23 protein-coding genes are annotated in these 25,985 nt (G+C 68.9%); 12 read left to right on the top strand and 11 right to left on the bottom strand.

The genetic code is table 11. The features are described from left to right. Positions 1–22 precede the first annotated feature (22 nt). The 4 genes from DC434_RS03625 to DC434_RS03610 are packed head-to-tail and all read left to right on the top strand — an operon-like array spanning position 23 to position 4,801. On the top strand, positions 23–1,360 hold the full coding sequence (locus tag DC434_RS03625) for a substrate-binding domain-containing protein (RefSeq protein ID WP_116633873.1): 1,338 nt from the start codon (positions 23–25) through the stop codon (positions 1,358–1,360). After that, on the top strand, positions 1,357–2,304 hold the full coding sequence (locus tag DC434_RS03620) for a sugar ABC transporter permease (RefSeq protein WP_207769887.1): 948 nt from the start codon (positions 1,357–1,359) through the stop codon (positions 2,302–2,304). The genes DC434_RS03625 and DC434_RS03620 overlap by 4 nt, the downstream gene beginning before the upstream one ends. Further along, a complete protein-coding gene (locus tag DC434_RS03615; RefSeq protein ID WP_116633872.1) occupies positions 2,304–3,227 on the top strand; it encodes a carbohydrate ABC transporter permease in 924 nt (307 codons plus the stop codon). The genes DC434_RS03620 and DC434_RS03615 overlap by 1 nt, the downstream gene beginning before the upstream one ends. A 38-nt stretch (positions 3,228–3,265) precedes the next feature. Then, the gene (locus tag DC434_RS03610) at positions 3,266–4,801 is read left to right on the top strand and encodes an alpha-N-arabinofuranosidase (protein ID WP_116633871.1); all 1,536 of its coding nucleotides are present in this window, start codon (positions 3,266–3,268) and stop codon (positions 4,799–4,801) included. Positions 4,802–4,903: 102 nt separating this feature from the next. Here the strand turns inward: DC434_RS03610 and DC434_RS03605 are convergent, their stop codons facing one another. Continuing rightward, positions 4,904–7,105, bottom strand: a complete 2,202-nt coding sequence (locus tag DC434_RS03605; RefSeq protein ID WP_116633870.1) for an Ig-like domain-containing protein — start codon at positions 7,103–7,105, stop codon at positions 4,904–4,906. Between the two features lie 290 nt (positions 7,106–7,395). Here DC434_RS03605 and DC434_RS03600 point away from each other — a divergent pair, with 290 nt between their 5' ends. Continuing rightward, the gene (locus DC434_RS03600; RefSeq protein ID WP_165807981.1) at positions 7,396–7,821 is read left to right on the top strand and encodes an META domain-containing protein; all 426 of its coding nucleotides are present in this window, start codon (positions 7,396–7,398) and stop codon (positions 7,819–7,821) included. A 19-nt stretch (positions 7,822–7,840) separates the two neighbouring features. On the opposite strand, the gene DC434_RS03595 is transcribed toward DC434_RS03600, so the two are convergent. The 5 genes from DC434_RS03595 to DC434_RS03575 form a co-directional block, all read right to left on the bottom strand. Continuing rightward, entirely contained in the window at positions 7,841–9,031 is a 1,191-nt protein-coding gene (locus DC434_RS03595; RefSeq protein WP_116633868.1) for a bifunctional 2-methylcitrate synthase/citrate synthase, read from the bottom strand. Between the two features lie 76 nt (positions 9,032–9,107). After that, positions 9,108–10,016, bottom strand: coding sequence for a methylisocitrate lyase (gene prpB, locus DC434_RS03590; protein WP_116633867.1), 909 nt, complete (start codon positions 10,014–10,016; stop codon positions 9,108–9,110). A gap of 124 nt (positions 10,017–10,140) precedes the next feature. Continuing rightward, positions 10,141–11,667 (bottom strand): MmgE/PrpD family protein, encoded by a 1,527-nt coding sequence (locus tag DC434_RS03585; RefSeq protein ID WP_116633866.1) that lies wholly within the window; start codon positions 11,665–11,667, stop codon positions 10,141–10,143. Further along, positions 11,664–12,392 (bottom strand): GntR family transcriptional regulator, encoded by a 729-nt coding sequence (locus tag DC434_RS03580; RefSeq protein ID WP_243408790.1) that lies wholly within the window; start codon positions 12,390–12,392, stop codon positions 11,664–11,666. Before DC434_RS03580 ends, DC434_RS03585 begins: the two co-directional genes overlap by 4 nt. A 130-nt stretch (positions 12,393–12,522) precedes the next feature. Further along, positions 12,523–13,497: a DMT family transporter gene (locus DC434_RS03575; protein WP_243408788.1), complete on the bottom strand. Its 975-nt coding sequence runs from the start codon at positions 13,495–13,497 to the stop codon at positions 12,523–12,525. A 48-nt stretch (positions 13,498–13,545) separates the two neighbouring features. Here DC434_RS03575 and DC434_RS03570 point away from each other — a divergent pair, with 48 nt between their 5' ends. From DC434_RS03570 to DC434_RS03545, 6 genes are all read left to right on the top strand, one after another. Next, positions 13,546–14,082 carry a CGNR zinc finger domain-containing protein gene (locus tag DC434_RS03570; protein WP_116633864.1) on the top strand — a complete coding sequence of 179 codons (537 nt, stop codon included), beginning with the start codon at positions 13,546–13,548 and terminating at the stop codon, positions 14,080–14,082. Positions 14,083–14,258: 176 nt separating this feature from the next. Next, complete coding sequence (locus tag DC434_RS03565; protein WP_116633863.1) at positions 14,259–14,834, top strand: glucose-6-phosphate isomerase family protein; 576 nt, start codon at positions 14,259–14,261, stop codon at positions 14,832–14,834. Positions 14,835–14,843: 9 nt separating this feature from the next. Further along, positions 14,844–16,334: a xylulokinase gene (gene xylB, locus DC434_RS03560; protein WP_116633862.1), complete on the top strand. Its 1,491-nt coding sequence runs from the start codon at positions 14,844–14,846 to the stop codon at positions 16,332–16,334. Further along, positions 16,334–17,287, top strand: coding sequence for an NAD(P)-dependent oxidoreductase (locus DC434_RS03555; RefSeq protein WP_243408787.1), 954 nt, complete (start codon positions 16,334–16,336; stop codon positions 17,285–17,287). Before xylB ends, DC434_RS03555 begins: the two co-directional genes overlap by 1 nt. 9 nt (positions 17,288–17,296) lie before the next feature. Then, a complete protein-coding gene (locus DC434_RS03550) occupies positions 17,297–18,256 on the top strand; it encodes a shikimate dehydrogenase (RefSeq protein WP_116633861.1) in 960 nt (319 codons plus the stop codon). Then, a complete protein-coding gene (locus DC434_RS03545) occupies positions 18,256–19,224 on the top strand; it encodes an aryldialkylphosphatase (RefSeq protein ID WP_116633860.1) in 969 nt (322 codons plus the stop codon). The genes DC434_RS03550 and DC434_RS03545 overlap by 1 nt, the downstream gene beginning before the upstream one ends. Before the next feature lie 111 nt (positions 19,225–19,335). Here DC434_RS03545 and DC434_RS03540 read toward each other — a convergent pair whose 3' ends face one another. From DC434_RS03540 to DC434_RS03520, 5 genes are all read right to left on the bottom strand, one after another. Then, complete coding sequence (locus DC434_RS03540; RefSeq protein ID WP_116633859.1) at positions 19,336–19,884, bottom strand: VOC family protein; 549 nt, start codon at positions 19,882–19,884, stop codon at positions 19,336–19,338. Between the two features lie 120 nt (positions 19,885–20,004). Further along, positions 20,005–21,006, bottom strand: coding sequence for an ABC transporter substrate-binding protein (locus DC434_RS03535; RefSeq protein WP_116633858.1), 1,002 nt, complete (start codon positions 21,004–21,006; stop codon positions 20,005–20,007). 86 nt (positions 21,007–21,092) lie between these two features. Then, on the bottom strand, positions 21,093–22,127 hold the full coding sequence (locus DC434_RS03530; protein WP_207769886.1) for an ABC transporter permease: 1,035 nt from the start codon (positions 22,125–22,127) through the stop codon (positions 21,093–21,095). Next, on the bottom strand, positions 22,127–23,629 hold the full coding sequence (locus DC434_RS03525) for a sugar ABC transporter ATP-binding protein (RefSeq protein ID WP_116633857.1): 1,503 nt from the start codon (positions 23,627–23,629) through the stop codon (positions 22,127–22,129). Before DC434_RS03525 ends, DC434_RS03530 begins: the two co-directional genes overlap by 1 nt. A gap of 187 nt (positions 23,630–23,816) precedes the next feature. Then, entirely contained in the window at positions 23,817–24,686 is an 870-nt protein-coding gene (locus tag DC434_RS03520; RefSeq protein WP_116633856.1) for a sugar phosphate isomerase/epimerase family protein, read from the bottom strand. A gap of 194 nt (positions 24,687–24,880) precedes the next feature. Here DC434_RS03520 and DC434_RS03515 point away from each other — a divergent pair, with 194 nt between their 5' ends. Next, positions 24,881–25,882, top strand: a complete 1,002-nt coding sequence (locus DC434_RS03515; protein ID WP_116633855.1) for a LacI family DNA-binding transcriptional regulator — start codon at positions 24,881–24,883, stop codon at positions 25,880–25,882. Positions 25,883–25,985: the final 103 nt, after the last annotated feature.

The raw sequence follows: 25,985 nt of genomic DNA, 5'->3' as shown, positions 1-25,985 counted from the left end.
CACCGGTCACGAAGGAGTGACGATGACGCCCCCACTCGATCTGTCCCGCAGGCAGTTCCTGACCGCCGCCTCGGTGGCCGCCGGCACGGCTCTGCTCGCCGGCTGCGCACCCGGCGCGGTCCCCGGCTCGGGAACCCAGACCCTGCAGTTCTGGCACCTGCTCTCCGGAGGCGACGGTGTCACCATGTCGCAGCTGCTCGATGACGTGAACGGCGCGCAGAGCGCGTTCCGCATCCGCCCCACCGTGCTCGCCTGGGGCACGCCGTACTACACGAAGCTCGCGATGGCGGGAGCCGGCGGTCGCGCACCCGACGTCGCGATCATGCACGCCACCCGCACCGTCGGCTGGGCGCCGGGCGGGCTGCTCGACCGCTGGGATGTCGACAAGCTCGCCTCTCTCGGCATCGACAGTTCGACCTTCCCGAAGCCGATCTGGGAGAAGGGCTTCGTCGGCGAGGGCATGTACAGCATCGCGCTCGACGCCCACCCGTTCGTGATGATGTTCAACACCGACATCTGCGATGCGGCCGGAGTGCTCGACAGCGACGGGAAGCTCCAGGAGACCTCCTCGCCCGAGGAGTTCCTCGACCAGCTGCGCGAAGTGGGCGGCCAGGCCGAGGGCCACGCGCTGTCCTACGGCTACCTCGGCGACGGCGCGCAGATGTGGCGCCTGTTCTACACGTTCTACTCGCAGCACGGCGGCGCCATCGAGCTCCCGCCCGGCGGCCCTGCCGTGATCGACAAAGACGTCGCCGTCGAGTCGCTGTCGCTGATGCGCACCCTCCTCGACGGCGAGATCGCCCTCGCGCAGGCCGACTACGGCAGCGCGGTCGCCGAGTTCGCGACCGGCAAGAGCGGCATGCTCTTCACCGGCGTCTGGGAGCTGCGCACCATGCAGGCGGCGTCGCTGCCCTTCGACGCGACCATGATCCCCACCCTGTTCGGCACTCCGGCCGTCTACGCCGACTCGCACTCCTTCGTGCTCCCGCATCAGACGAACGCCGACCCCGTCCGCCGCGACCTGACCTATCAGTTCGTCGCCGACATGCTGAAGGGATCATTCGGGTGGGCCGAGGCCGGGCACATCCCGGCCTTCCTGCCGGTCACGGAGTCCCCCGACTACGACGACCTCATCCCGCAGGCGCACTACGCCGAGGCCGCGCAGCACGTCGTCTACGACCCGACCGCGTGGTTCACCGGATCCGGATCGAACTTCCAGTCCGAGTTCGGCGCCGCCGTGCAGGGTGTGCTCCTCTCGGGCGACGACCCCGCTGCCGCGATCGACCGCTTCGAGGCACGGGTGAACACCCTGCTCCGACAGCCCAACCCGGCTGACCCCGAAGGGACGTTCGGATCATGACGACCGCAACCGATTCCACCCGCACCATCGTCACCGGATCGAAGACCGGAACCCCGCCGCGTCGCGCCGGAGCCCGCAACCGCGAGCAGCTCATCAGCTGGGCGTTCCTCGCCCCGTTCCTGGTCGCGTTCGTCCTGTTCCTCGCCTGGCCCATCGTGCACGGCATCATCCTCAGCTTCACCGACCAGTCCCTCACCGGGGCCGGCGGCGCGTTCGTCGGCTTCGCCAACTACGTCGAGGCGCTCGGCGACCCGAAGATGTGGCAGTCGATGGGGAACACGGTGTGGTTCACGCTGCTCTCCACCGTGCCGCTCGTCGTGATCGCCCTGGTCATGGCGGCACTCGTCGACCGCGGCATCCCGGGTCAGTGGCTCTGGCGGCTGTCGTTCTTCATGCCGTTCCTGCTGGCCTCGACCGTGATCTCGCAGATCTGGGTCTGGATCTTCAACCCGCAGGTCGGCGCGGCCAACAACATCCTGGAGTTCTTCGGACTCGAGCCGCTCGCCTGGCTGCAGAACCCCGACACGAACATGCTGTCGATCGTGATCGCCACCGTGTGGTGGACGGTCGGCTTCAACTTCCTGCTGTACCTGGCGGCGATGCAGAACATCCCGCCGCAGCAGTACGAGGCCGCATCCCTCGACGGCGCCGGCGCGTGGCGGCAGTTCTGGTCGATCACGCTCCCCCAGCTGGGACCGGCGACCGTGCTGATCCTGATCCTGCAGATCCTGGCCTCGCTCAAGCTGTTCGATCAGGCGTACCAGATGCTCGGCGGGGTCGCGAGCGACACCACCCGCTCGATCGTGCAGTACATCTACGAGGCCGGATTCGTCAGCTACCGGTTCGGCTACTCGGCCGCCATCTCCTACGTGTTCTTCGCTCTCATCGTCATCCTCGGCGTCGTGCAGGCCCTCATCACGCGCCGCCGGAAGGAGCAGTTCTGATGTCCACCGCCACCGCCACCGTCACCGCCACCCGCACCGAGGCGATCACCACCGCCGAGACGCGGAAGCCCCGCCGCGCGCACCTGCCCGGCCAGAAGCCGTTCGGGCCGCTGCGGATCACCGCCTTCGTCGTGCTGCTGCTCCTCGCGATCGGCTGGCTGCTGCCCTTCCTGTGGGCCGTCGCCACCGCGTTCAAGACCGAGACGGATGCCGCATCCGGCGACCCCGGCTGGATCGGAGCCGCCGGCCCCACGATCGACGCGTTCACCGCGATCCTGTCGCAGGGCAACGTCTACACCTGGGCGTTCAACAGCCTCTGGACCTCGGTCGCGATCACCCTGATCACGCTGACGATCTCGGCACTGGCCGCGTACGCCTTCTCACGGCTGGACTTCACCGGACGCAAGTGGCTGTTCGTCGTCATCATCGCCTCGATCGTCGTGCCGCCGCAGGTGCTGATCATCCCGCTGTTCTACGAGATGCTCGCGTTCAACCTGATCGACACGTACTGGGGCCTGATCCTGCCGCAGGTCGTGGCCCCCGCGATGGTGTTCATCCTGAAGCGGTTCTTCGACGCGATCCCGATCGAGCTCGAAGACGCCGCCCGCGTCGACGGCGCCGGTCGCCTGCGCATCTTCTGGTCGATCGTGCTGCCCCTGTCGCGGCCGATCATGGCATCCGTCGGCATCTTCGTCTTCATCGCCGCGTGGAACAACTTCCTCTGGCCGTTCCTCGTCATCAACGACACCACCCTGATGACGCTGCCGGTCGGTCTCCAGACGGTGATCAGCGCCTACGGCGTGCAGTACGCCCAGGTCATGGCGCAGGCCGTGCTCGCGGCGCTGCCCCTCATCGTCGTGTTCCTCATCTTCCAGAAGCAGATCGTCAAGGGAGTCGCGACGAGCGGCTTCGGCGGTCAGTAGTCCCCCACCCGGCCACAGAGCCAGACACAAGGAGAGCAATGTCTCAGGCCCGCATCACCATCGACCGCGACTTCACGATCGCCGACGTCCCCCGGAGGCTCTTCGGCTCGTTCGTCGAGCACATGGGGCGCTGCGTCTACACCGGCATCTACGAGCCCGGCCACCCCCAGGCCGACGAGCGCGGATTCCGCCAGGACGTGCTGGCGCTGGTCAAGGAGATGGGACCGACCGTCATCCGCTACCCCGGCGGCAACTTCGTCTCCGGGTACCGGTGGGAAGACGGCGTCGGCCCCGTCGAGGACCGCCCCGTGCGCATCGACGGGGCGTGGCACACGATCGAGACCAACGCGTTCGGCCTGCACGAGTTCATGGACTGGGCGAAGGAGGCCGACGTCGAGGTCATGGAGGCCATCAACCTCGGCACGCGCGGCGTCGAGGAGGCTCGCGCACTCGTCGAGTACGCGAACCACCCCGGCGGCACCTACTGGTCGGACCTGCGCCGGAAGAACGGTGCGGAGCAGCCCTTCGACATCAAGCTCTGGTGCCTCGGCAACGAGCTCGACGGGCCGTGGCAGATCGGCGGCAAGACCGCGACCGAGTACGGCCGCCTCGCCCAGGAGGCGGCGAAGGCCATGCGCCTCGTGGACCCGTCCATCGAGCTCGTCGCGGTCGGCTCGTCGGGCCGCTCGATGCCGACGTTCGGCACCTGGGAGCACACCGTGCTGAGCCACGCGTACGACGAGGTCGACTTCGTCTCGATGCATGCGTACTACCAGGAGCACGACGGCGACGCCGAGTCGTTCCTGGCGGAGTCCGTCGACATGGATGCCTTCATCGAGGGCGTCATCGCGACGGTCGACGCGGTCAAGGCCGCCGGCAAGCACACCAAGCAGGTCGACATCTCGTTCGACGAGTGGAACGTGTGGGACCAGGTCAAGTACAACGACGTCGAAGCCGGGGAGATCGCGAAGGCCGGATGGAAGCAGCATCCGCGCCTGATCGAGGACACGTACAACGTGACGGATGCCGTCGTCGTCGGCACCCTGCTCAACAGCCTGCTGCGGCACGGCGACCGGGTGAAGATCGCCAACCAGGCGCAGCTCGTGAACGTGATCGCCCCGATCCGGTCGGAGGAGGGCGGTGCCGCATGGCGGCAGACGAGCTTCTGGCCGTTCGAGCGCATGGCGCGCCTCGCCAAGGGCCGCATCCTGCGTCTCGCGGTGTCGGCGCCGCAGATCGAGACCACGCGCTACGGCGGAGTCGACGCGGTCGACGCGGCCGCGACCTGGGACGAGACGACCGGACGCCTGGTCGTCTTCGTCGCGAACCGCTCGCTCGATGAGGAGAGCGACCTCACGATCGACCTGCACGGACTCGGCGACCTGCACGTGCGCCAGGCCGAGACCCTCACGATCCCCGAGGGCGGCGACCGCCACACGGCGAACCTCGAGACCGCACCCGACACGGTGCACATGGTGCCGCTCGCACGCGCCGAGGTCGTCGACGGGGCCGTGCGCGCGGCTCTCCCGCCGCTGTCCTGGTCGGTCATCGAGCTGGACGTGACCCGCGCCTGACCCCTCCTCGAGAACGCAGAAGCCCGGTATCCTCCGATACCGGGCTTCTGCGTCGTCCGACGGCGACCGAGGTCGTGTCGGATCAGGTTCCGATCAGTGCGGTCAGGTCTCGATCGTCCGACGACGACGTGCCATCAGCAGCAGCCCGCCCGAGAGCAGCGCGAGCGCGACGGCCGCGGCACCCATCGGGACCAGTGCGTCCGCACCCGTCGCGGCGAGGTTGCCGTCGCCCGTTCCGCCGCCGCCGCCCGGAGCGACCGCGCCGCCACCCGGTGCCGGCACGCCGAGAACCGAGAACGAGACCAGCGTCGCCGAAGAGACGAAGCCGGAGACGGTCTGCCTCGCGGAGACCGTGTACGAACCGGTCATCAGGACCTCGGGGAAGGTCACGGTCCACGTGCCGCCTGCGACGGTCGTGGTGTAGACGCCGCTCAGCGCCGCGAGGGCACCGGCATCCGCCTTCGCCGCGGGCGCGTCGACGCCGGTGAGCACCACGGTGACCGTGGCTCCGTCGATACCCGTGCCGGAGAGAGACGAGGGCCCGCCGTCATGCGGGAAGGCAGAGCCGCCCGCGATCGACGTCACACCCGGGGCGACCGGCACGACCGAGAAGGAGGCCGTGGCCTCCGGGGACACCTCACCTGCGCTGGCCTGCGTCACGACGACCGTGTGCGAGCCGTATCCGAGGTTCAGCCCGTCGACGGTCCAGGTGCCGGTTCCGCCGACCACTGCCGTGCCGAGCGTGTTGCCCTCGCCGTCGACGACCGTGATGTCCGCGGCCGGGCGACCCGTGCCGCTGATCGCCGTGACGGCCGCGGTGAGCGTCGTGCCGCTGGTCGGCGAGGTGATGACCGGTGCCGCGAGCGGAGCCTGCTTCACCTCGACGGCGATGGTCGTCGTGTCCGAGCGGCTGAAGCCGTTCGCCGAGGTCACCGAGATCGAGGCGGCGCCGAGCGCGACGGGACCCGCGAAGGAGAACGCGCCGTTCGAGACCGGGACCTCCTGGTCGCCGCCACCCAGGTTCACGATGACAGAGGTGGCGCCAGGGGCGGTGCCGCTGACGGTCTGGCCGGGGGTGACGCTGGCGCCGTTGGTCGGGCTCGCGATCGCGGGGGCGTCGAGGTCGAGCGCGACCTCGTAGCCACCGGTCTTCGGAAGAGCGGTGGTGAGCGACGCCGCCCAGGTCCACTGCTCGATGCCGGCTCCAGGGTCGGCTTCGGTACCGCCGCTGATGAGGCCCACTGCCGTGGTGCCCTGGATGACCGAGCCGCCGGAGTCTCCGGGGCCGGCGACGGTGTTGCTGGAGAAGCCCTGCACGAAGCGGCCGTCGATGTTCGCCCAGCCGTCGATGATGTCGTCGCCGTCGATCGTGCCGGTCGTGAATCCGGTCGTACGACCGCTCTTCGAGACGGAACCGGGAACCGCAGAGCCCACGGCCTTGACCGGGAAGGTGCTCGCGGCGAGCGAGTCGAGAGCGGGGCCGGCGGTCGTCCAGTCGGTCACGGAGGGAAGGGGGTTCCAGCCGTTGGCCTCGACGACATCGATCACCGAGATGTCGGTGGCGTTGGTGTCGCCGTTGGAACCTGCGGCGTTGCCCGTGCTGCCGAACTGCGCGAACCCGAAGGTGCCGAGCAGAACGGGAGGGTTCGGCACCTCGAAGCCCGGGCCGCCGACGGCGGGCTCCTGGTTCGGGATGCTCAGCGTCGTGGCCGAGAGCTTGGCGCCCTGGGCGTTGAACGCGCAGTGACCGGCGCTCAGGAAGGCGTCCGATCCGTCGGGTGCGAAGGCCGCGAAGCCGACGGAGCAGGCGGAGACGTTGTCGTCGGGGTGCACGACGAGATAGCCCTGACCGCCGACGAAGTCGCCGTCCGCCCAGGCGGTGGGAGCGGCGTCCACCTTCGCGACGACGTCGACCGGGAGGCTCTTCGAGTCGGCGAAGTCCTGGATCTCCTGGTCGCTCGCGGTCGTGGCCTCGGTGACGAGGAACACCCACTCGTCGTTGGCGTTCTGGCCGTAGGCGACCGCGTCGATGTCGCTCGCGGCCGCAGCCTCGAAGGTCTCGACGAGCTCGGCCGGCGGCTCCTCCGCGGCAGGCGGCTGCTCTTCCGCAGGAGCCTCGGTCGCGGGCGCCTCGGTCGCGGGGGCCTCCGGCGCCGCCGTCTCCGACGTCGTCGCCGACGGGTCGGCGGGCAGGTCAGCCCCGTCTTCGGCGAAGGCCGGTGCGCTGATGAAGAGCCCCGACAGGGCGATCGTCGCTGCGGCGGTAAACGCCAGTGGGCGCCGTCCTGTCCCTCTGTGCTTCATGTGATGTATGTCCTTGCTGGTCGCGGATCGTCATTCACTCTGGACTGCGGCCTCGTGCTCACGCACGGCCGGTCTGCGTCCCGGACGGGGCGCGAAGTGCGACGCTGGTCCCCCGAGCAGCAGAGTCCCTCGCCGTCATGGCGAGGGATAACCGAAATACTACTCAGCGAACACACAGGAAACCGGCTGCGTTCATGAGGAATTCATAAGGTGGGCGAAAGTGTGCGCGCTTTGTTCCAATGACTGGAGATATCGGCGGGTTCGACGAGGAGGCGGCTAGCATGACGGGCATGAGCCGAACCCGAACACGTTCCCTGGTCGGCCTCGCGGCGCTCGGCCTCCTCGCGCTGGTCGGCACCGGATGCACGTCCGGCGAGTCCGCCGCGCCCACTTCGACCCCGACCGATGCGGCAGCACCGGATGCCGTCGCCTCCGAGGTCGTCGGACTCTGGGGTCAGGACGCGTCGGGTGAGCCGCACCTGGAGTTCACGGCGGACGGCGAGGTGCACGGCAGCGACGGGTGCAACGGCATCACGACGACGTACACGGTCGACGGCGGCCGCATCTCCCTGGCGCCCTTCGCGTCGACCCTGAAGGCGTGCGAGGGAGTCGACGACTGGCTGCGCAGCGTGCGCTCCGCCGAGATCGACGGCGATGTGCTGGTCGCGATGAACGCGGCAGGCACGAGGGTCGGCGAGCTCAACCGCGCGGACTGAGAGCCTCGCTTCGACAGGGTCAGCCGGCGGCTTCCTCCGGACGCTCGAGCACGTCGATCGCCGCGGTGTCGGGCACGTACTCCTCGATGTGGCGCTCATCCGGGCCGTCGTAGGCCGACAGCGGACGGATCAGCGCGTTCGACGACTGCTGCTCGATGATGTGCGCGGTCCAGCCGGTGATGCGAGCGGCGACGAAGAGCGGCGTGAACGTCAGGGTGTCGAACCCGATGAGGTTGTACGCGGGACCCGAGGGGTAGTCGAGGTTCGGGTAGATGCCCTTGCGGGAGACGAACTCGCTCTCCAGCGTCTCGTACAGCTCGGCGACATCCGGCCGGTCGTAGTGCGCGACGAGGGAGTCGAGCGCCGCCTTCATGGTCGGCACCCGCGAGTCGCCGCGCTTGTACACGCGGTGCCCGAAGCCCATGATCTTGCGCTTCTCGGCCAGCGCGGCGTCGAGCCACCCCCCGACCCGGTCGGCGGTGCCGATCTCGTCGAAGATGTGCATGACCGCCTCGTTCGCCCCGCCGTGCAGCGGCCCCTTGAGCGCGCCGATGGCGCCGACGACCGCGGAGTACAGGTCGCTCAGCGTGGAGGTGATCACCCGTGCCGTGAACGTGGAGGCGTTGAAGGAGTGCTCCGCGTAGAGGATCATCGAGCGGTTGAACGCGTCGACGACGGCCGGCTCGGGCTCTTCGCCGAACGTGAGCCAGAGGAAGTTCGCCGCGTAGTCGAGGTCATCGCGCGGTTCGAGCGGCTCCAGGCCCCGGCGACGACGCTGACCGTACGACACGATCGCGGGAAGCTCGGCGAACAGGGTCAGGCTGCGCTCCAGGTTCTCCTCCGGAGTTCCGACCGCGTCGAGGACGTTGGCGATGCCCGCGGTCTCGATGGCGCCGATGACGCTCACCGCCGTGCGCACCTCGTCCATCGGATGCGAGTCCAGCGGCAGCCGGTCGATCGCGTCCTTGACCACCGGCGAGAGCGCGCGGTTCGAGCGCTCGGTGACGCGGAACGCCGCCAGCTCCTCGGCCGTGGGCAGCTCCCCGTTCCAGAGGAGGTACGCGACCGCCTCGAAGGGCTGCGTCGCGGCCAGCTCCTGCACCGGGTATCCCCGGTAGAGCAGGCTGTTCGTCTCGGGATTGACCTTCGAGATCGCGGTCGTGTCGACCACGACCCCCGCGAGGCCCTTCTTGATGTCCGGCTCGGTCATGTCACTCCTTCGTGTACTTCGACTCGTCGCTTCGCTGCTCGCTCGGCAACCGTGTCGGATGTCCGCTTCGCTTTGCTCAGCGACCGGTGTTGTCGACTGTGAAGTTGAAGACGCCCGAGTCGAAGTGGTTGTACGACTCGTAGTCGATGAGGTCGTAGAGATCGGCGCGGTGCTGCATCTCGCCGAGCTTCGAGGTCAGATGCCCCTCGTCGTTCAGAGTATCCAGTGCACGCCCGGATGCCCCCATCGAGATGCGAAGGAGCGACACAGGCCAGATGACGAGGGCGACCCCGGCGTCGCGCAGCTGGTCCGTGGAGAACAGCTCGCTCTTGCCGAACTCGGTCATGTTCGCGAGGATCGGCACGTCCAGCGCCTTCGCCATCGCCTCGAACTCCGCGAGGGTCCGCATCGCCTCGGGGAACACGGCATCCGCTCCGGCATCCACCAGCGCCTTGGCGCGGTCGATCGCGGCATCCAGTCCCTCGATCGCGCGGATGTCGGTGCGCGCCATGATGAGGAAGTTCTCATCGCGACGCGCGTCGGCGGCGGCGCGGATGCGCTTGATCGCCGTGCTCTCGTCGACGACGCTCTTCCCGTCGAGGTGACCGCAGCGCTTCGGGTTGATCTGGTCCTCGATGTGCGTGCCGGCGAGTCCGGCATCCTCGAGCTCCTGGATCGTGCGGGCGACGTTCATCGGCTCGCCGAATCCGGTGTCGGCATCGACGATCGCGGGGAGCTCCGTCATGCGGGCGATCTGCTTCGCCCGACCGGCGACCTCGGTGAGCGTCGTGAGGCCGATGTCGGGGAGCCCGAGATCGGCGGCGAGCACCGCACCGGAGATGTAGACCCCGTCGAAGCCCTTCTGCTCGATGAGCCGGGCGCTCAGCGGGTTGAAGGCTCCCGGGAAGCGCAGCAGTTCGCCGGAGCGGAGCCGTTCCCGGAACAGCCGCCGCTTCTCGGCCGGGGTGGTCGTGGAGTACAGCATCAGCAGGTCCTTCCGTTTCGGCCGGTCGGCGCACAACTTCGGAGATCCGACGCGACATGCCGGCGGACGGATGCCGGTGCCGGCATGTCGCCCTCGATCTCCGAAGTCGTGTGGGCGGACAGCATCAGAACAGCCCCTTCGGCGCGTCGGCGCCGTCGAGCAGCCCGGCCTTCGCGACGATCGAGAGCTCGCCGACCTCGGCGGCGGTGAGCTCGGGCAGGCGCTGCACGAGCTCGAGGAAGCGCTCGATCTCGGCGGGCTCGAGCACGGGCTCGGCGAGCAGGCGGAACTTCGCGATGTAGTTGTCGCGGGCGAACGGACGGGCGCCGAGCGGGTGCGCGTCGGCGACCGCGATCTCGTCGACCACGGTCGTGCCGTCGGTGAGCAGGAACTCGACGCGTCCGCCGAACGCCTTCACGTCGGGGTCTTCGGAGTGGTACCGGCGGGTCCACTCGGCATCCTCGGCCGTGGTGATCTTGTGCCACAGTGCGACGGTGTCCTCCCGGCCGGCGCGAGAAGGCGCGTAGGAGTCGACGTGGTGCCAGCCGCCGTCCTTCAGTGCCACCGCGAAGATGTACGGGATCGAGTGGTCGAGCGTCTCGCGGGATGCCGTCGGGTCGTACTTCTGCGGGTCGTTCGCGCCCGAGCCGATCACGTAGTGCGTGTGGTGGCTGGTGTGCAGCACGATCGAGGCGATGTTCGCGGGGTCGCGGAGCGCCGGGTTCTCGGTGCCGAGCTTGCGAGCGAGGTCGATCCACGCCTGTGCCTGGTACTCGGCCGAGTGCTCCTTCGTGTACGAGTCGAGGATCGCGCGCTTCGGCTCGCCGGCGGCGGGCAGCGGCACCTCGTAGGCGGCATCCTTGCCGTCGAGCATCCAGGCGATCACGCCGTCCTCGCCCTCGTAGATCGGGGCGGGGCTCGTCTGCCCGCGCATCGCCCGGTCGACCGCCTCGACGGCCATCTTTCCGGCGAAGGCCGGGGCGTGCGCCTTCCAGGTCGAGATCTCGCCCTTGCGGCTCTGCCGGGTGGCGGTGGTGGTGTGCAGCCCCTGGCCGACGGCCTGGTAGATCGTCTCGACGTCGAGGCCGAGCAGGGTGCCGATGCCAGCCGCGGCCGACGGGCCGAGGTGGGCGACGTGATCGATCTTGTGCTTGTGCAGGCAGATCGCGCGCACGAGGTCCATCTGGATCTCGTATCCGGTCGCGATGCCGCGCACGAGCGCCCGGCCGTCCTTGCCGGCGTGCTGCGCGACGGCGAGGATCGGCGGGATGTTGTCGCCGGGGTGCGAGTACTCCGCCGCGAGGAACGTGTCGTGGTAGTCGAGCTCGCGCACGGCCACGCCATTGGCCCACGCCGCCCACTCGGGGCTCGTGCGACGGTCGAGGGCGGCACCGAAGAGGTTCGCGCCCGCTCCTCCGGTCGAGACCGGGTGGCTGAACGCCTGCGCGCGTGCCGCGTTGATCGGCGCACGGGTGAGGGATGCCGCGGCGACCGACGCGTTGTCGATGATGCGGTTGATGATCATGTCGACGACGTCCTGCTCGACCTCGACCGGGTCGGCGGCGACCTCGGCGATCTTCCAGGCGAGCTGGTCCTCGCGCGCGAGGTTCTCGTCACTGCGGTGGACACGGACGTGGTGGGTGACGGTCATGAGACTCTTTCGGTCGTTGAGCGAGCGGAGCGAGCGTTGTACTGAGCGAGCGGAGCGAGTCGAAGTGACGAAACGTGTTCAGGTAGCGAATCGAGGATGCCGGTGAGCGCGTTGTGCAGGTGGACGTGCGTGGCGTGGGCGGCGAGGTCGCCGTCGCGCGCGGCGAGGGCCTCGGCGATCGTCCGGTGCTCGGAGGCGGATGCCGCGAGTCGCGCCGGGTTGTCGCGCGCCATCCGCCGCACCCGCACGAGGTGCGTGCGCACGGTGCGCAGTGCCGAGGCGATGTAGTCGTTGGCGACGGCCGCATCGAGGGCGGCGTCGAAGCGGGCGATGAGGGCGTAGTAGGCGTCGCGCCCCTCGGCGGCGGCGAGGTCGACGTGGGCGAACTCGTCGGCGAGGGCGGCGAAGAGCCGCGCGTCTCCTCTGGTCGCCGCGAGCCGGGCGGAGGTCTCCTCCAGAGCACGGCGGATCTCGAAGAGCGAGCGGATGTCGTCGGCATCCAGGTCCGCGACGACGGTGACCCGCGGCGACTGCTGCACGACGAGGCCGTCGGCGATCAGGCGGCGCAGCGCTTCGCGCATCGGGGTGCGGCTCACGCCGAGACGCTCCGCCTGCTCGACCTCGCCCAGGACGACGCCCGCTGCGAGGGCTCCGGACTGGATGCCGTCGAGCAGAGCCGCATACGCGCGATCGCTCGCGGACGTGCGCTCGACGGAGAGGGTCATGCCCTCAGTGTATACATAAACGAGCTACTCCCGGGCGCATCTCCCCATTCATGCACCTCTCGTATACATTCGCCTCACTGTCGCGCCGTCGAGAATGCCTGTCGAGCCACCTTCTCGGCGAGGAAAGCAGTCAGCGACGCGGCTCGGGTACGGGCTCGGGCTCGACGAACTCCGCCGGCACCGGCTCCCCGAGCTTCACGATCACGACACCCGCCAGCACGAGCACGCCGCCGAGGGCCTGGAGAAGATCGGGCAGCTGTCCGAGCAGGAGCCAGCCGAAGAGCAGCGCAGCCACGACCTCGGCCAGTGCGACGAACGAGGCGAGTCGCGAGCCCAGCATCCGCGTCGAGGCGATGCCGAGCAGATAGGCCAGCGCCGTCGCGAGCACGCCCATCGCCAGCACCGGCACGAACCACGGAACCGTGCCGAAGCGGTAGGCGATGTCGTCGGTGCTCCACGCGATGGGCAGGACGCCGACGGCGCCGGCGACGGTCAGACCGAGCGCCCCGAGCAGCAGGCCGCTCCCGGCGAGCGCGACCGGCGGCAGACCCGTGTCGGCCTTGGCCGAGAGCAGGAAGTAGGTCGCGGCACCGACCATCGCCCCGAGCGCCCACAGGATGCCGGCAGCGTTCACCTCGGCACCGGTCACGATGTCGAGCATGAGCACGAGGCCGACGAACGCGATCAGCGCACCGAGGATGCTGCGTCTGCTCGGCCGCTCCCCGCGGCGGAGCCACAGCCAGAGGATGACGGCGATCGGCGCCGTGTACTCGATGAGCAGCGCGATGCCGACATCCATCACGGCAACAGCCTGGAAGTAGAAGAGCTGCGTGGCCGCCACCGCGAGCAGGCCGTACGCCGCGATCATGCCGAGATTGCGTCGGAGCAGATTCCATCGTCCTCGCAGGGACAGGACCGTCGGGATCAGCAGCACCAGCGCGGCGATCCAGATGCGCGCCGTCACCGCGGCACCGGGGGTCCACCCGGCATCCATGAGACCCCGCGCCCAGCCGCCGGACATGCCGAAGGCGAACGCTGCGCCGATCGCCAGCGGCAGGCCGAGACGCACGCCGGACGCAGCCGTGCCGACGGTGTCATTCGCCATAGCGCTCATAGGATGTGACGTTACGGGTCCCCGATGTAAGATGTCAACATGATCTTCACGAATGACACGGCCGAGGCTCTCCGCTCGGCGGTCTGGCTCGTGAACTCCGCGGAGGACCCGGAGACGCTCGCCGACCTCCACGACTACGCGGCATTCCTGGTGGAGTTCCCCTACACCGGTCGGCTCAATCGCGACGACGCGGAACTCGCGTCCCTGCAGCAGCTTCGACCGCGTCTGCGATCGATGCTGCTGGCCCCGCGCGACGACATGGTCGAGCGGGTGAACGCCGCCCTCGACGAGAGCACGCTCACGCCGCACCTCGTGCGGCACGACGGCACCGACTGGCACCTGCACGCCGTCGATGACGAACGACCGCTCGCCGAGCGCGTGCTCATCGAGACGGCGATGGCCCTGATCGACGTCATCCGCACCGACGAGGGGTCACGCATCACAGTCTGCGACGACGACACCTGCGAGGCCCTCGCCCTCGACCTCTCGCGCAACCGCTCGAAGCGCTACTGCTCGGCGACCTGCGCCAACCGCAACGCCGTCGCCGCGTACCGCGCCCGCCGCGCCGACGCCTGACTAGGCCGCCGCGCCACCTCACCGAGCCCCTCGCTGCGTTTCGTCTCGCTGCGCTCGCTCAGCGACCGGGGCCGCGCGGATGAGCACTGCGCCTGGACGCGAACCTGTCATCACAGGTACACTCAACTTGTCATTACAGGTTGCGCAGCGCCGCAGCATCCTCGCAAGGAGCACCGATGCCCGAGTTCCACACCCCGCCGATCTCCCCGATGGCGATCGCCTTCGATGCCGAGAACCTGACGCTCTCCCCCGAAGGACCGACCCTCACCAGGCGGATGTCCGATCTCGAGGGCCTCTTCCTCGACGCCGACGCCTGGGCCGCGGCATCCGCGGGCGACGACCCGGTCGTCTACACCGTCGTCAGCTCCCCTGTCCCCGAGATCGACCGCGAGCTCCCCCAGTCGATCACCACGATCATGCCCGGCGACACGTCCGGCGAGCTGTGGATGACCAAGGGGCACCAGCATCCGAACCACCAGGGCGAGATCTACCTCGCGCTGAAGGGACGCGGCGGACTCCTCATGTTCGACGGCGAGCGCACCGAATGGCTCGACATGCTCCCCGGTACCATCGGCTACATCCCGCCGGGGTGGGCGCATCGCTCGGTCAACACCGGCGACGAGCCCTACGCGTTCCTCGCCGTGTATCCGGGCGGCGCCGGCCACGACTACGGCTGGGTGCTCGAGCACGGCATGGGCTCGCGCGCCTACCGTGCGGCCGACGGCGTCGACCTGCGTCCCTACGCGGGATAGGCCGCGGCCATGCTCATCGCGCACGACCTGGGGACCACGGGGAACAAGGCGTCCCTGCATCACGACGACGGCCGACTGGTCGCCGCGGTCACCGTGCCCTACCCGGCGCACTTCGCCGCGGGTGGCATCGCCGAGCAGGAACCGGCCGACTGGTGGAACGCGGTCGTCGCCGCGACCCGCGATCTGCTCGCCCGCACCGAGACGGCCCCTGCCGCCATCGCCGGCCTCGTCGTGAGCGGGCAGATGATGGGCGCCGTGCTTCTCGACGCCGACGGCGAGCCGGCGCGTCCGGCGATCATCTGGGCCGACACCCGTGCGGGGGCGCAGCAGCGCGAGCTCGAAGCCGCCCTCGGCGCCGAGCACGCCTACGCGATCCTCGGTCATCGCCTCAATCCGACCTACTCCCTCGAGAAGGTCATGTGGGTGCGCGACCACGAGCCAGACATCTGGTCGCGCGTGCGCCGCGTCTGCGTCGCCAAGGACTTCATCGTGCTGCGCCTCACCGGACGCCTGGCGACCGACCGCTCCGATGCCTCGGGAACGAACGCGTACGACCAGCGCACCGGTACCTGGTCCGACGAGGTGCTGCAGGCTGCGCGCCTCGACCCCGCCCTGTTCCCCGAGATCCTCGACTCGACCGCGATCGCCGGCGGACTGACGGATGCCGCGGCCCAGGCGCTCGGGCTGCCTGCCGGCGTCCCCGTGGTCATGGGCGGCGGGGACGGCCCGATGGCCGCCGTCGGGTCCGGCGTGGTCGCACCCGAGGACGGCGCGTACGTCTGCCTCGGCACGTCGTCGTGGATCTCGTTCGCCGCGGATCAGCCGCTGCACGATCCGGCGATGCGCACCTTCACGTTCGACAACGTCGTGCCGGGGTCGTTCGTCCCGACCGCGACGATGCAGGCCGGCGGAGCATCCGTGCAGTGGATCGCCGAAGCCCTCTCCCCCGATGCCGCGCACCCGCAGACCGGTCGGCTCATCGCCGAGGCCTCCGGCGACGTCGACACCGACGACCTCTACTTCCTCCCGTACCTCCTCGGCGAGCGTTCCCCGCTCTGGGACCCCGATGCCCGTGGCGCCTTCGTCGGCCTCGCACGCCATCATCAGCGCGCTCACCTCATGCGCGCGGTGCTCGAGGGCACCGCCTTCAACCTGCTCACGTGCATCCAGGCGTTCCGGGATTCGGGCGCCGTGATCGACCGCATCGATGCGGTCGGCGGCGGAGCGCAGAGCGACGTGTACCTGTCCGTCCTCGCCGATGTCTGGGGTGTGCCGGTGCGCCGACGCACGATCGTCGAAGAGGCGAACAGCCTCGGCGCCGCGGTCACGGGCGCGGTCGGTCTCGGCCTCGCCGACTTCGCCGCGGCGCGCGCGCTGAGCGAGGTGACCGCCGAGTTCACCCCGGATGCCGGGCGTCACGCGGTCTATGTCGAGCGCCACGCCCGCTTCGCCGAGGCCTACTCGGCTCTCGCGCCCTGGTTCGCAGGACGGCCGAGCTGATGGGCGTGATCCTCGTCACCAGCCGCTCGTTCTCGGACGGCGACCTCGACCTCGTCGGTCGGGCGGCACAGGCCGGTCACCGCATCCTGCGCGGTCCCGCCCACCACGACCTCGACGAGCTGCGTCCGCTGCTGCATGGCGCGGATGCCTGGATCGCCGGCACGGGTGCCGTCACCGACGAGCACTTCGACGCGGGGCCGCGCCTCAAGGTCATCGCCCGCTACGGCGTCGGCACGGAGGCCGTCGATCTGGAGGCGGCCCGTCGCCGAGGCATCCCCGTCACCAACACCCCCGGCGCCAATGCGGATGCCGTCGCCGACCACGCCACAGGTCTCATGCTGGCCGCGCTGCGGTCCGTGCCGGACGGCGACCGCCGGGTGCGCGAGGGCGACTGGAGCGTGCGACGCGGACGCGAGCTGGGGGCGGCCGTCGTGGGGATCGTCGGCTTCGGCCGCATCGGCCAGGGCGTGGCGAGGCGCCTGAGCGGCTTCGGGCCGCGCGTCGTCGCCGCCGACCCCTTCCTGTCCGCCGACCTGATCCGGGCGAACGGCGCCGAGCCGATCGACCTCGACGAGCTGTTCCGCGTCGCCGACGTGATCACGCTGCACGCCCCGGGCGGTCAGCTGCTCGTCGACGCCGGACGGCTCGCCCATATTCGACGAGGCACCGTGCTGGTGAACACGGCGCGCGGCGACCTCGTCGACGAGACCGCCGTCGCCGAGGCGCTGCGCGACGGCATCCTGTCCGCCTACGCCGCCGACACGCTCGACGGCGACACCGCCGCCCAGGCCAGCCCTCTGCTCGATCCGGCCCTCGCGGACCGGGTGATCGTGACTCCTCATCTCGGGGCGCAGACCACCCAGGCCGTGGACAACATGGGCTCGATCTCGCTCGACGACGTCCTCGCCGTGCTCAGGGGCGCAGAGCCCGCCCACCCCGTGACCGCCCGCTAGGAGCCTCCGATGACCTCGTCCCTCACCACCGATCCGGAGACGATCGAGACCGTGCCGTCGAACTACATGGGCTTCGTCGGCGTGACGACGGCGTCGTCGTCGATCATGAAGGTGTTCCCGCTCTGGGCCGACATCCTGGGCCTCCCGACCCGCACGCTGATCGGCCACGACCTGCCGATGGATGCCGATCCGGCGCAGTACCGGGCGATGGTCGAGCAGATCCGCGACGACCCGCACCACCGCGGCGCCCTCGTCACCACGCACAAGATGAACGTGTACGCCGCGGCATCCGATCTGTTCGACGAGCTCGATCCTTTCGCGGTGTCGTGCGCCGAGATCTCGAGCATCTCCAAGCGCGGCGCGCTGCTGTCGGGCCGCGCGAAGGATCCGATCACGGTCGACCTGGCGCTGAACGACTTCCTCCCCGCCGACCACTTCGCCCGCACCGGAGCGGAGGTCGTGATCCTCGGAGCCGGCGGCTCGGGCACGGCGCTCAGCTGGGCGCTCGCGGAGCGCGCCGATGCTCCCGCTCGCGTCACGGTGACGGCCCGCTCGCAGGACAAGCTCGACCATCTCCGCGAGGTGCACCGCCAGCACGGCACCCGCGACGGGCTGATCGACTACATCGTCACGGCCACCCCCGACGAGGCCGACGCGGTCGTGGCCGCCGCTCCCCTGGGCTCGGTGATCGCGAACGCCACGGGACTCGGCAAGGATCGCCCCGGCTCTCCGCTGACCGACGCGGTCGTGTTCCCCGAGGGCGCGTACGCGTGGGAGTTCAACTACCGCGGCTCGCTCGAGTTCCTGCACCAGGCCCACGCGCAGGAGACCGCCCGGTCGCTGCACGTGGTCGACGGCTGGCGCTACTTCATCCACGGCTGGTCGCAGGTCGTGGCCGACGTGTTCGAGCTCGACCTCACCCCCGAGACCGTCGAGCGGCTCGCCGAGGCGGCGGAGTCGGTGCGCTGATGCCGGTCGTCCGGACGGTGCTCGGCGATGTCGAACCGGCCGCGCTCGGGCGCGTGGACTATCACGAGCATCTGTTCCAGGTGTCGCCTCTGCTGCCGGGTGATGAGCTCGACGACGAGCGCGCGTCGGGCGCGGAAGCGGGGCTGCTGAAGGCGAGCGGCTTCGAGTCGATGGTCGATGCGACCCCGTTCGGCCTCGCCCGCGACCCCGCGGCGCTGGCGCGGATCAGTGCGACGACCGGCCTGCACATCGTCGCGACGACGGGCCGGCATCGCGAGGCGCACTACGGAGCGGACCATCCGATGCAGGTCTGGACGGTCGACCGCCTGGCCGCGCTGTTCCGCTCCGACCTCACCCGCGGGATGCCGGATGCCGACACCGCGGTGTTCGAGACGCCGGAGGTCCCACTCGCCGCGACCACCCACGGCGAGCCGGTGCGCGCCGGGCTGCTGAAGGCCGGCATCGACTACTGGCGCATCAGCCCCTTCGAACGCACGACCATCCTCGCCGTCGCCGCCGCGCACCGCGAGACCGGTGCGCCGGTGATGGTGCACCTGGAGTTCTGCACCGCAGCCCATGAGGTCCTCGATCTGCTCGCGGCCGAGGGCGTGGCATCCGATCGTGTGGTGCTCGCGCACGCCGACCGCGATCCGGATCCGGGGCTGCACGTCTCCCTCACCGAACGCGGCGCCTACCTCGGGTACGACGGATTCGCGCGGCCGCGCACGCGGTCCGATGCCGAGCTGCTGGCGCTGACCGCATCCGTCGTCGAGCGTGGAGCGGGCGATCGTGTGGTGCTCGGCGGAGACGTCGCGCGACGCACCCGCTACTTCGCCTACGGCGGCGTACCGGGCCTCGGCTACCTCGGCGAGCGCTACGTCCCGCGTCTCCGCGCGCTGATCGGCGATGACGCCGTGGACCGGATGCTGATCGCCAACCCGGCGCGCCTGCTCACGCTCTCGGCGTGAGTCGCGGCGCTGCGTCATCTGACAGCTGTTCGGGCGGAGTTCTCCGCGACGGGAGGAGTCTGAGGCTCAGATCCAACTCCCGAATGTGAGATCTCCGCCCGACCAGGCGCCTCAGTTCGCGATCCGCGGATCCTGCAATGATGTCATCGCCTCGACCAGGCTCTCGTGGATGTACTCGAGCTCCGGAGAGGTGAAGCTGGACCAGTCCTCGGCGTCGGCATCGGTCGTTCCGGCGTCCACAGCCGGCGCGGCATCCCAGGCCGCTTCCTGCGGCTCGTGCCGATACACCCACCACAGATTGCCGGACGGGTCGGTGAAGCGCGAGAACGTGTCGCCGAAGAAGTCCGTCGGGCGGGTCACGATGCGCGCACCGAGCGCGACCGCGCGTTCCAGCGTCGCTTCGACGTCGTCGACGTAGACCTGGAGGAAGCCGGGCGTGAACGGCCAGTCCGGCTTGCGATCCGCCACCGTGATCAGGGAGTCTCCGATGCGCAGCTCGGAGTGCAGGATCAGTCCGTCGGTGTCGAGCGTCCGCGCCTCGGGCACGTCGATCGCGCCGAAGACGCGCGTGAGGAAGTCGATGATCCGTGCGGCGTCGTCGGTCATGAGGAAGGGGTTGACGGTGTTGGAGCCGTCAGGTCGCGCGGGGGTGGGGGTCATGGTGCATCCTTTCGTCGATCACAGCGTGACATTCGCCGCGGACGGATCCTGTCCTCATTCGCCGGGCGCACGAAGAAGCCCCCCACCCGAAGGTGAGGGGCTCCCGTGGATCCGCCGAGGTCACTCGTAGAGGACTGCGGCGATCTTCGGGTCTTCGATGTTGGTCTTGTCGTACCAGTAGGAACCGGTGTCGTAGAACTCGTCGACCTCCTTGCCGTTGGCCGCGTCGTAGGCGGCCTGCACGACCTGCTCGCCGATGCCGATCGGGTCCTGCGTGATGGCGCCGGCCATGGTGCCGTCCTTGATGGCGTTGATCTGCGCCGCTCCGGAGTCGAAGCCGACGATCGTGATCTTGCCCTTCTCCAGGCCGAGCTCGTTCACGGCGTTCACGACGCCGATGGCCGAGCCCTCGTTGGTGCCGTAGATGCCCTTGAGGTCGGGGTGCGCCGCGATCAGCGTCTTCGCGATGTCGGCCGACTTCAGGTGGTCGCCGTCGCCGTACTGGATGTCGACGATCTCGATGTCGGGGTAGTCGGCCTCGATCTTCTCGACGAAGCCGTCACGACGCTCGACACCGGTCGAGTTGATCTGCGAGTGGCCCACGATCGCGACCTGGCCCTCACCACCGATCAGCTCGGCCATGTGCTCTGCGGCGAGCGCGCCCGCGACCTTGCTGTCGGTCGCCGACAGGCTGAGCCCGACGTCGCCGTTGCAGGGAGCGTCGAAGTAGACGACAGGGATGTCCTTCGACTTCGCCTGCTCGAGCGGGGCGACACAGGCCTCGGGGTCCAGCGCCGCGTAGGCGATGGCATCCGGGTTCTTGTCGATCGCGGCGGTCAGCATCTCGAGCTGGCCCGCGATCTCGGTCTCGGCCGCGGGGCCTTCGAACGTGATCTTGACGCCGAGCTCTTCCGCCTTCTGCTCCGCGCCCTTCTTCACGGCCTGCCAGAACTGGTGCTGGAAGCCCTTCGAGACGAGGGCGATGTACATCTCGCCGTCGCCTGAGCCACTGCCTCCGCCGCTGCCTTCTTCGATCACGTCTCCGCCGCCGGCGCAGCCGGCGAACACCAGCGCGGATGCTGCCACGAGTGCCGCGAATGCGGTCTTCTTGCCGAATTTCATGGAAACTCCATTGTTCTCTGTGATTGCCGGCCGGGGGCCGACGGTGGACTGCGTGGTGCTATTCAGTTGAGTCGGGTCGAACTGCTTCAGGTCCGCTGGCGGTTGCGCAGCGAGTCGAGGAACACGGCCAGCAGCACGACGACGCCGACGACGATGTTCTGCCATTCGGGCTGGATCGACAGGATGCGCAGGCCGTTGACGAGCACGCTCATGATGAGCGCGCCGATCACGGTGCCGAGGATGGATCCGCGGCCGCCCAGCAGCGAGGTGCCGCCGATGATGACCGCGGCGATCGCCTGCAGCTCGTACCCCATGCCGATCTGCGGCTGGGCCGAGTCGAGGCGAGCGGCGATCACGATGCCCGCGATGCCGGTGAAGGCGCCGGCGAACATGTAGATGAGGATCGTCCAGCGACGGGTGTTGACACCCGAGAGACGCGTGGCCTCCTCGTTGGAGCCGATCGCGAAGGTGTAGCGGCCGAGGAGCGTCTTCGACAGGACCAGCCACGCGATGATCGCGACGACGGCCGTGATGAGCACGGCGTTCGGGATGCCGGGGATGATCACGCCGAGCGCGATCTTCTTGAAGTCCGGCGCCGAGGTGGAGAAGTAGATCGGCGAGACGTTGGAGATGACGAGGGCGAGACCGCCCGCGATCATCATCATCGCGAGCGTGGCGATGAACGGAGGAAGCCGGAGGAACGTGATGTTCACGCCGTTCACCAGGCCCATCAGCACACCGGTCAGCACGCCGCCGATCACGCCGACCCAGACCGGGAGGCCCATGTTGGTCACGAACACACCGGTCATCACGGCGCAGAGCGCCATGCCGGTGCCGATCGACAGGTCGATGCCGCCGGTGATGATGACGAACGTCGTGCCGAGGGCGAGGATGCCGATGACCGCGGTCGAGAGGAGGACCGTGGCGATGTTGCTGAAGGTGAAGAAGTTCGGGCTGGCGATCGTGAAGAAGATCACCAGGACGATGAGGGTGCCGAATGCCAGCGACTGCTGGAGCTGGCGCTTCAGGAACGCTCCGACGTCGCGCTTGTCGGTGTTCTCGTTCACCGCCGTCTGGATGACCGTCGTCGTCGACGATCCGGGCTGCTGTGGGGTGCTCATCAGTCTTCCTCCCCGTGGGCTGCGAGTTGCATGATCTTCTCCTGGCTGGCTTCCTCGTTGCGGAGCGTCCCGGTGATGCGACCGTTCGCGAAGACCGCGATGCGGTTCGCGACGCGAAGGATCTCCGGGAGCTCCGATGAGATGACGATGATGGACTTGCCTTGGTCAGCGAGCTGCTGCATGAGGCGGTAGATCTCCTCCTTCGCGCCGACGTCGATCCCTCGGGTCGGCTCGTCGAAGATGAGGATGTCGCAGTCGCGCATCAGCCACCGGGCGATGACGACCTTCTGCTGGTTCCCTCCGGAGAGGAGCTTGACGACCTGGTTGACCGAGGGCGTCTTCACCCGCAGCTGCTGCACGTACTCCTTGGTGCGGTTCTTCGCCTTGCTGTCGCCCATCCAGCCGATGCCGTTGGCGTACGAGCCGAGCGAGGCGAGCACCGTGTTGAACGTGACGTCCTGCTCGAGCATGAGCCCGAGCAGCTTCCGGTCCTCGGAGAGGTAGCCGAGGCCGTGCTTCACGGCATCCGCCGGCTGGCCGATGCGCACCGGACGTCCGCTGATCGAGATCGTGCCGCCGTCGCGGTGGTCGGCGCCGATGACGGCGCGCGCGGTCTCGGTGCGGCCGGCGCCCATGAGCCCGGCGAAGCCGAGGATCTCGCCCTTGTGCAGTTGGAACGACACGTCCTTGAGCAGGTTCCTCGTCGAGAGGCCCTGCACGTCGAGGACGATCGGATCGTTGATGTGCTCGCGCGCCTGGGGCCGGGTGCCCTCGTCGATCACGCGGCCAACCATCATCTCGATGATCGTCGGGATCGTGACGTCGGCCCGGTCGAGTGATCCGATGTATGTGCCGTCGCGCAGCACGGTCACCCGATCGGCGAGTCGGCGGAGCTCGTCCATGCGGTGCGAGATGTAGACGATGCCGGTGCCGCTGGCCTTGAGCTGCTCGATCAGCACGAACAGCGTCTCGACCTCGGTGTCGGTGAGGGCCGATGTCGGCTCGTCCATGATCAGGACCTTGGCGTTGAACGACAGGGCCTTGGCGATCTCGACCATCTGCTGCTCGGCGACCGTCAGCTCGCCGACGAGCTGGCGCGGGTCGAGGCGGATCTCGATCCGCTTGAGCAGCTCAGCGGTCTGCGTGTTGAGCTTCCTCTCGGAGAGGAAGGGGCCGGAAGTCGGCTCACGGCCTACGAAGATGTTCTGCGCGACGGTCAGATCCGGCATCAGGTTGAGCTCCTGATGGATGATCGTGATGCCGAGCTCCTGGGCCTGCAGCGGGCTGGTGAGCTCGACCTCCTGACCCTCGAACGTGATGGTGCCCTCGTCCTTGGTGTAGATCCCGGAGAGGATCTTCATCAGCGTCGACTTGCCGGCGCCGTTCTCTCCCACCAGCACCAGCACCTCGCCGGCACGCACCTCCAGGTGCACGTCTTTCAGCGCCTGCACACCGGGGAATCCCTTGCTGATCCCCTCCACTCTGAGAATGGGCTCACTCATGTGCTCACCTGCTTCCTTGAAGGTCATGTTGCGAGTCCGGCGATGCGGGCCGCAGTAAACATCGGATCAATTCTGCGGCCTGCGCCTCTTCCGCGCAAGTTGTATCTGAATGTATCTAACGGAGCACGGATGGGGAAGGCCTGTAATAACATCTTGATCTTCCCGCCGCTGGATCCGGCTGCCCTCCTCAGTGCAGGCGGATCGATTCGACCGCCACGAGCTTGTCGCGGATGTACGCGTTGGCGTGGGCGCCCAGTTCGTCGTTGTCTGTCCAGAGGTTCCGCCAGATGCCCAGCATCCGACTGAGATCAGGAGCGACCACGGCCGACGAGAACGACTCGAAGACAATCGGACCGTCGTACCCGATGCGGCCGAGCGCCTTGAAGAAGGTGTCGAAGTCGACCGTCCCGGTGCCGAGGTAGCCCCGATGGCTCTCGCCGATGTGCACGTAGCGCAGGGCGGGAGCGGCGTCGAGGACCGGCGCGAACATATCCGATTCCTCGATGTTCATGTGGTACGTGTCGAGGTGGATCCCGACGTTGGGCCGGTCGACCTCCGCCAGGTAGCCGAGCGCCTGACGGGCCGTGTTCAGCACGTTGGTCTCGTAGCGGTTGACCACCTCGAGCGACACCGACACCCCGCGCTCGGCGGCGTGGTCGGCGACCCGCGCGATGGCGGCGCGACTGCTCGCGAGTCCTTCGGGCGTCACGGGCTCCATGTACTTCTTCATGGCGCTGTAGATCACCCCGCAGAAGTGCTCGCCGCCCAGCTCGGCGAGCACGTCGACCGCGCGGATCAGCAGCGCCTCGCCCGCCGCGACGATCGCGGGGTCGGAGCTCGTGACGTCCGTCGCCTCGGACAGCCCGAGCGATGCGCTCACCGCGAGGTCGTGCTCCTCGAGCGCGTCCTTCGCGGCCGCCACGTCGAACGAGAACGGATCCATGAGGGGGAACTCGATGAGATCGAACCCCGCCGCTTTCGTCTTCTCCACAGCGAGACGGATGCCGTCGGCATCGAAGTTCCCGGTCCAGACGAGCCCGTGGCAGCCGATGTTCATGAGGCCTCTCGCAGGCGGGTGTCCGGCACCGTCGCCTCGCCGGTTGGCACGTGCCAATCCTGACGTTCGAGTCACGCTACGGTGGTGGCGAGGCGAAGTCAAGACATTTCTTGGCACGTGCCAAGTCCTCCGCTACGCTGAGGGTCGCCGCCCCGCCCGCTGCCGTGATCGGGGCACGACAACGAGGAGTATCCATGCCCGCGAGCGTCAAGGACGTCGCCGCTCTCGCCGGGGTCTCGTCCTCCACGGTCTCGAACTACCTCAATCACCCGCACGTGCTCGGCGCATCGAGCCGGGAGCGCGTCCGGGACGCGATCGAGCAGCTCGGGTTCGTGCCGAACGAGTCGGCGCGGCAGCTGCGCGCAGGGTCGAGCAAGGCGCTCGCGCTGATCTTGCTCGACGCGTGGCTGCCCTACTTCAACGAGCTGTCCCGCGGGGTCGAGGACGTGACCCGCGAGGGCGGCTGGTCGCTCTTCTTCAGCAACAGCAACCGCGACGGCGCGCAGGAGCGCCGCAACATCGACATGTTCGAGGCGCACCGGGTGCAGGGCATCGTGATCTATCCGCTCGGCGATGTCGTGCCGCGTCTGGAGCTCCTGGCCGAACGCGGCATCCGCTCGGTGGTCGTCGGCCCCATCCGCTCATCCGACACCGTCGCGTCCGTGCTCTTCGACGATCGAGGCGGGGGCAGGCTCGCGGGCGAGCATCTGCTGTCGCTCGGCCGCAGCCGCATCCTCTTCCTCGGGAATCCCGCGGTCAGCCAGTCGAACGACCGCCTGGCCGGCCTCCAGGACGCGGTCGCGGGCACCGCTGCGACCATCACGGTCGTCGACGTGCCGCATCTCGCGACCGAAGACGGGCTGCGGGCCGCCGAGCAGCTCATCGCCCTCCCTGCCACCGAGCGCCCGGATGCCGTCTTCGCCGCGAACGACATGGTGGCGCTGGGCGTGCTCACCCAGCTGCTGCGGCACGGCATCCGCGTTCCCGAGGAGATCGCGCTCGTCGGTTTCGACGACGTCGACCAGGCGCACCAGGGGGTCGTGCCGCTGACGAGCGTGCGGCAGCCGGGCTACGAGATCGGCCGTGCGGCAGGCGCAGCGCTGCTCCAGCAGCTGGCCGACCCCGGCGCTCCGCCACCCGCCACGACCCCGTTCCCCGCCGAACTCATCGTGCGCGAGTCGACGATCGGACGCTGAGGCGGTCTCGTCTCACTGCGTCGGCGTTCACGATTCAGCAAATCCGTCGTGCTCCCTGAGGAATCGGACGCGATCCGGGCGATCTCCGTACGTTCTTGCTGAA

Origin of the sequence: Microbacterium sp. TPD7012 (assembly GCF_003075395.1) — a bacterium.
In the GTDB taxonomy this organism is placed as follows: Bacteria; Actinomycetota; Actinomycetes; order Actinomycetales; family Microbacteriaceae; genus Microbacterium.
The sequence above is the reverse complement of the archived record's forward strand: the minus strand, read 5'-3'. Positions and strand labels throughout refer to the sequence as shown.

Bases quoted from the DNA above. Each gene is read 5' to 3' on its own strand.
- DC434_RS03625 (WP_116633873.1), top strand. From the start codon at position 23: ATGACGCCCCCACTCGATCTGTCCCGCAGGCAGTTCCTGACCGCCGCC.
- DC434_RS03620 (WP_207769887.1), top strand. From the start codon at position 1,357: ATGACGACCGCAACCGATTCCACCCGCACCATCGTCACCGGATCGAAG.
- DC434_RS03615 (WP_116633872.1), top strand. From the start codon at position 2,304: ATGTCCACCGCCACCGCCACCGTCACCGCCACCCGCACCGAGGCGATC.
- DC434_RS03610 (WP_116633871.1), top strand. From the start codon at position 3,266: ATGTCTCAGGCCCGCATCACCATCGACCGCGACTTCACGATCGCCGAC.
- DC434_RS03605 (WP_116633870.1), bottom strand. From the start codon at position 7,105: ATGAAGCACAGAGGGACAGGACGGCGCCCACTGGCGTTTACCGCCGCA.
- DC434_RS03600 (WP_165807981.1), top strand. From the start codon at position 7,396: ATGAGCCGAACCCGAACACGTTCCCTGGTCGGCCTCGCGGCGCTCGGC.
- DC434_RS03595 (WP_116633868.1), bottom strand. From the start codon at position 9,031: ATGACCGAGCCGGACATCAAGAAGGGCCTCGCGGGGGTCGTGGTCGAC.
- prpB (WP_116633867.1), bottom strand. From the start codon at position 10,016: ATGCTGTACTCCACGACCACCCCGGCCGAGAAGCGGCGGCTGTTCCGG.
- DC434_RS03585 (WP_116633866.1), bottom strand. From the start codon at position 11,667: ATGACCGTCACCCACCACGTCCGTGTCCACCGCAGTGACGAGAACCTC.
- DC434_RS03580 (WP_243408790.1), bottom strand. From the start codon at position 12,392: ATGACCCTCTCCGTCGAGCGCACGTCCGCGAGCGATCGCGCGTATGCG.
- DC434_RS03575 (WP_243408788.1), bottom strand. From the start codon at position 13,497: ATGGCGAATGACACCGTCGGCACGGCTGCGTCCGGCGTGCGTCTCGGC.
- DC434_RS03570 (WP_116633864.1), top strand. From the start codon at position 13,546: ATGATCTTCACGAATGACACGGCCGAGGCTCTCCGCTCGGCGGTCTGG.
- DC434_RS03565 (WP_116633863.1), top strand. From the start codon at position 14,259: ATGCCCGAGTTCCACACCCCGCCGATCTCCCCGATGGCGATCGCCTTC.
- xylB (WP_116633862.1), top strand. From the start codon at position 14,844: ATGCTCATCGCGCACGACCTGGGGACCACGGGGAACAAGGCGTCCCTG.
- DC434_RS03555 (WP_243408787.1), top strand. From the start codon at position 16,334: ATGGGCGTGATCCTCGTCACCAGCCGCTCGTTCTCGGACGGCGACCTC.
- DC434_RS03550 (WP_116633861.1), top strand. From the start codon at position 17,297: ATGACCTCGTCCCTCACCACCGATCCGGAGACGATCGAGACCGTGCCG.
- DC434_RS03545 (WP_116633860.1), top strand. From the start codon at position 18,256: ATGCCGGTCGTCCGGACGGTGCTCGGCGATGTCGAACCGGCCGCGCTC.
- DC434_RS03540 (WP_116633859.1), bottom strand. From the start codon at position 19,884: ATGACCCCCACCCCCGCGCGACCTGACGGCTCCAACACCGTCAACCCC.
- DC434_RS03535 (WP_116633858.1), bottom strand. From the start codon at position 21,006: ATGAAATTCGGCAAGAAGACCGCATTCGCGGCACTCGTGGCAGCATCC.
- DC434_RS03530 (WP_207769886.1), bottom strand. From the start codon at position 22,127: ATGAGCACCCCACAGCAGCCCGGATCGTCGACGACGACGGTCATCCAG.
- DC434_RS03525 (WP_116633857.1), bottom strand. From the start codon at position 23,629: ATGAGTGAGCCCATTCTCAGAGTGGAGGGGATCAGCAAGGGATTCCCC.
- DC434_RS03520 (WP_116633856.1), bottom strand. From the start codon at position 24,686: ATGAACATCGGCTGCCACGGGCTCGTCTGGACCGGGAACTTCGATGCC.
- DC434_RS03515 (WP_116633855.1), top strand. From the start codon at position 24,881: ATGCCCGCGAGCGTCAAGGACGTCGCCGCTCTCGCCGGGGTCTCGTCC.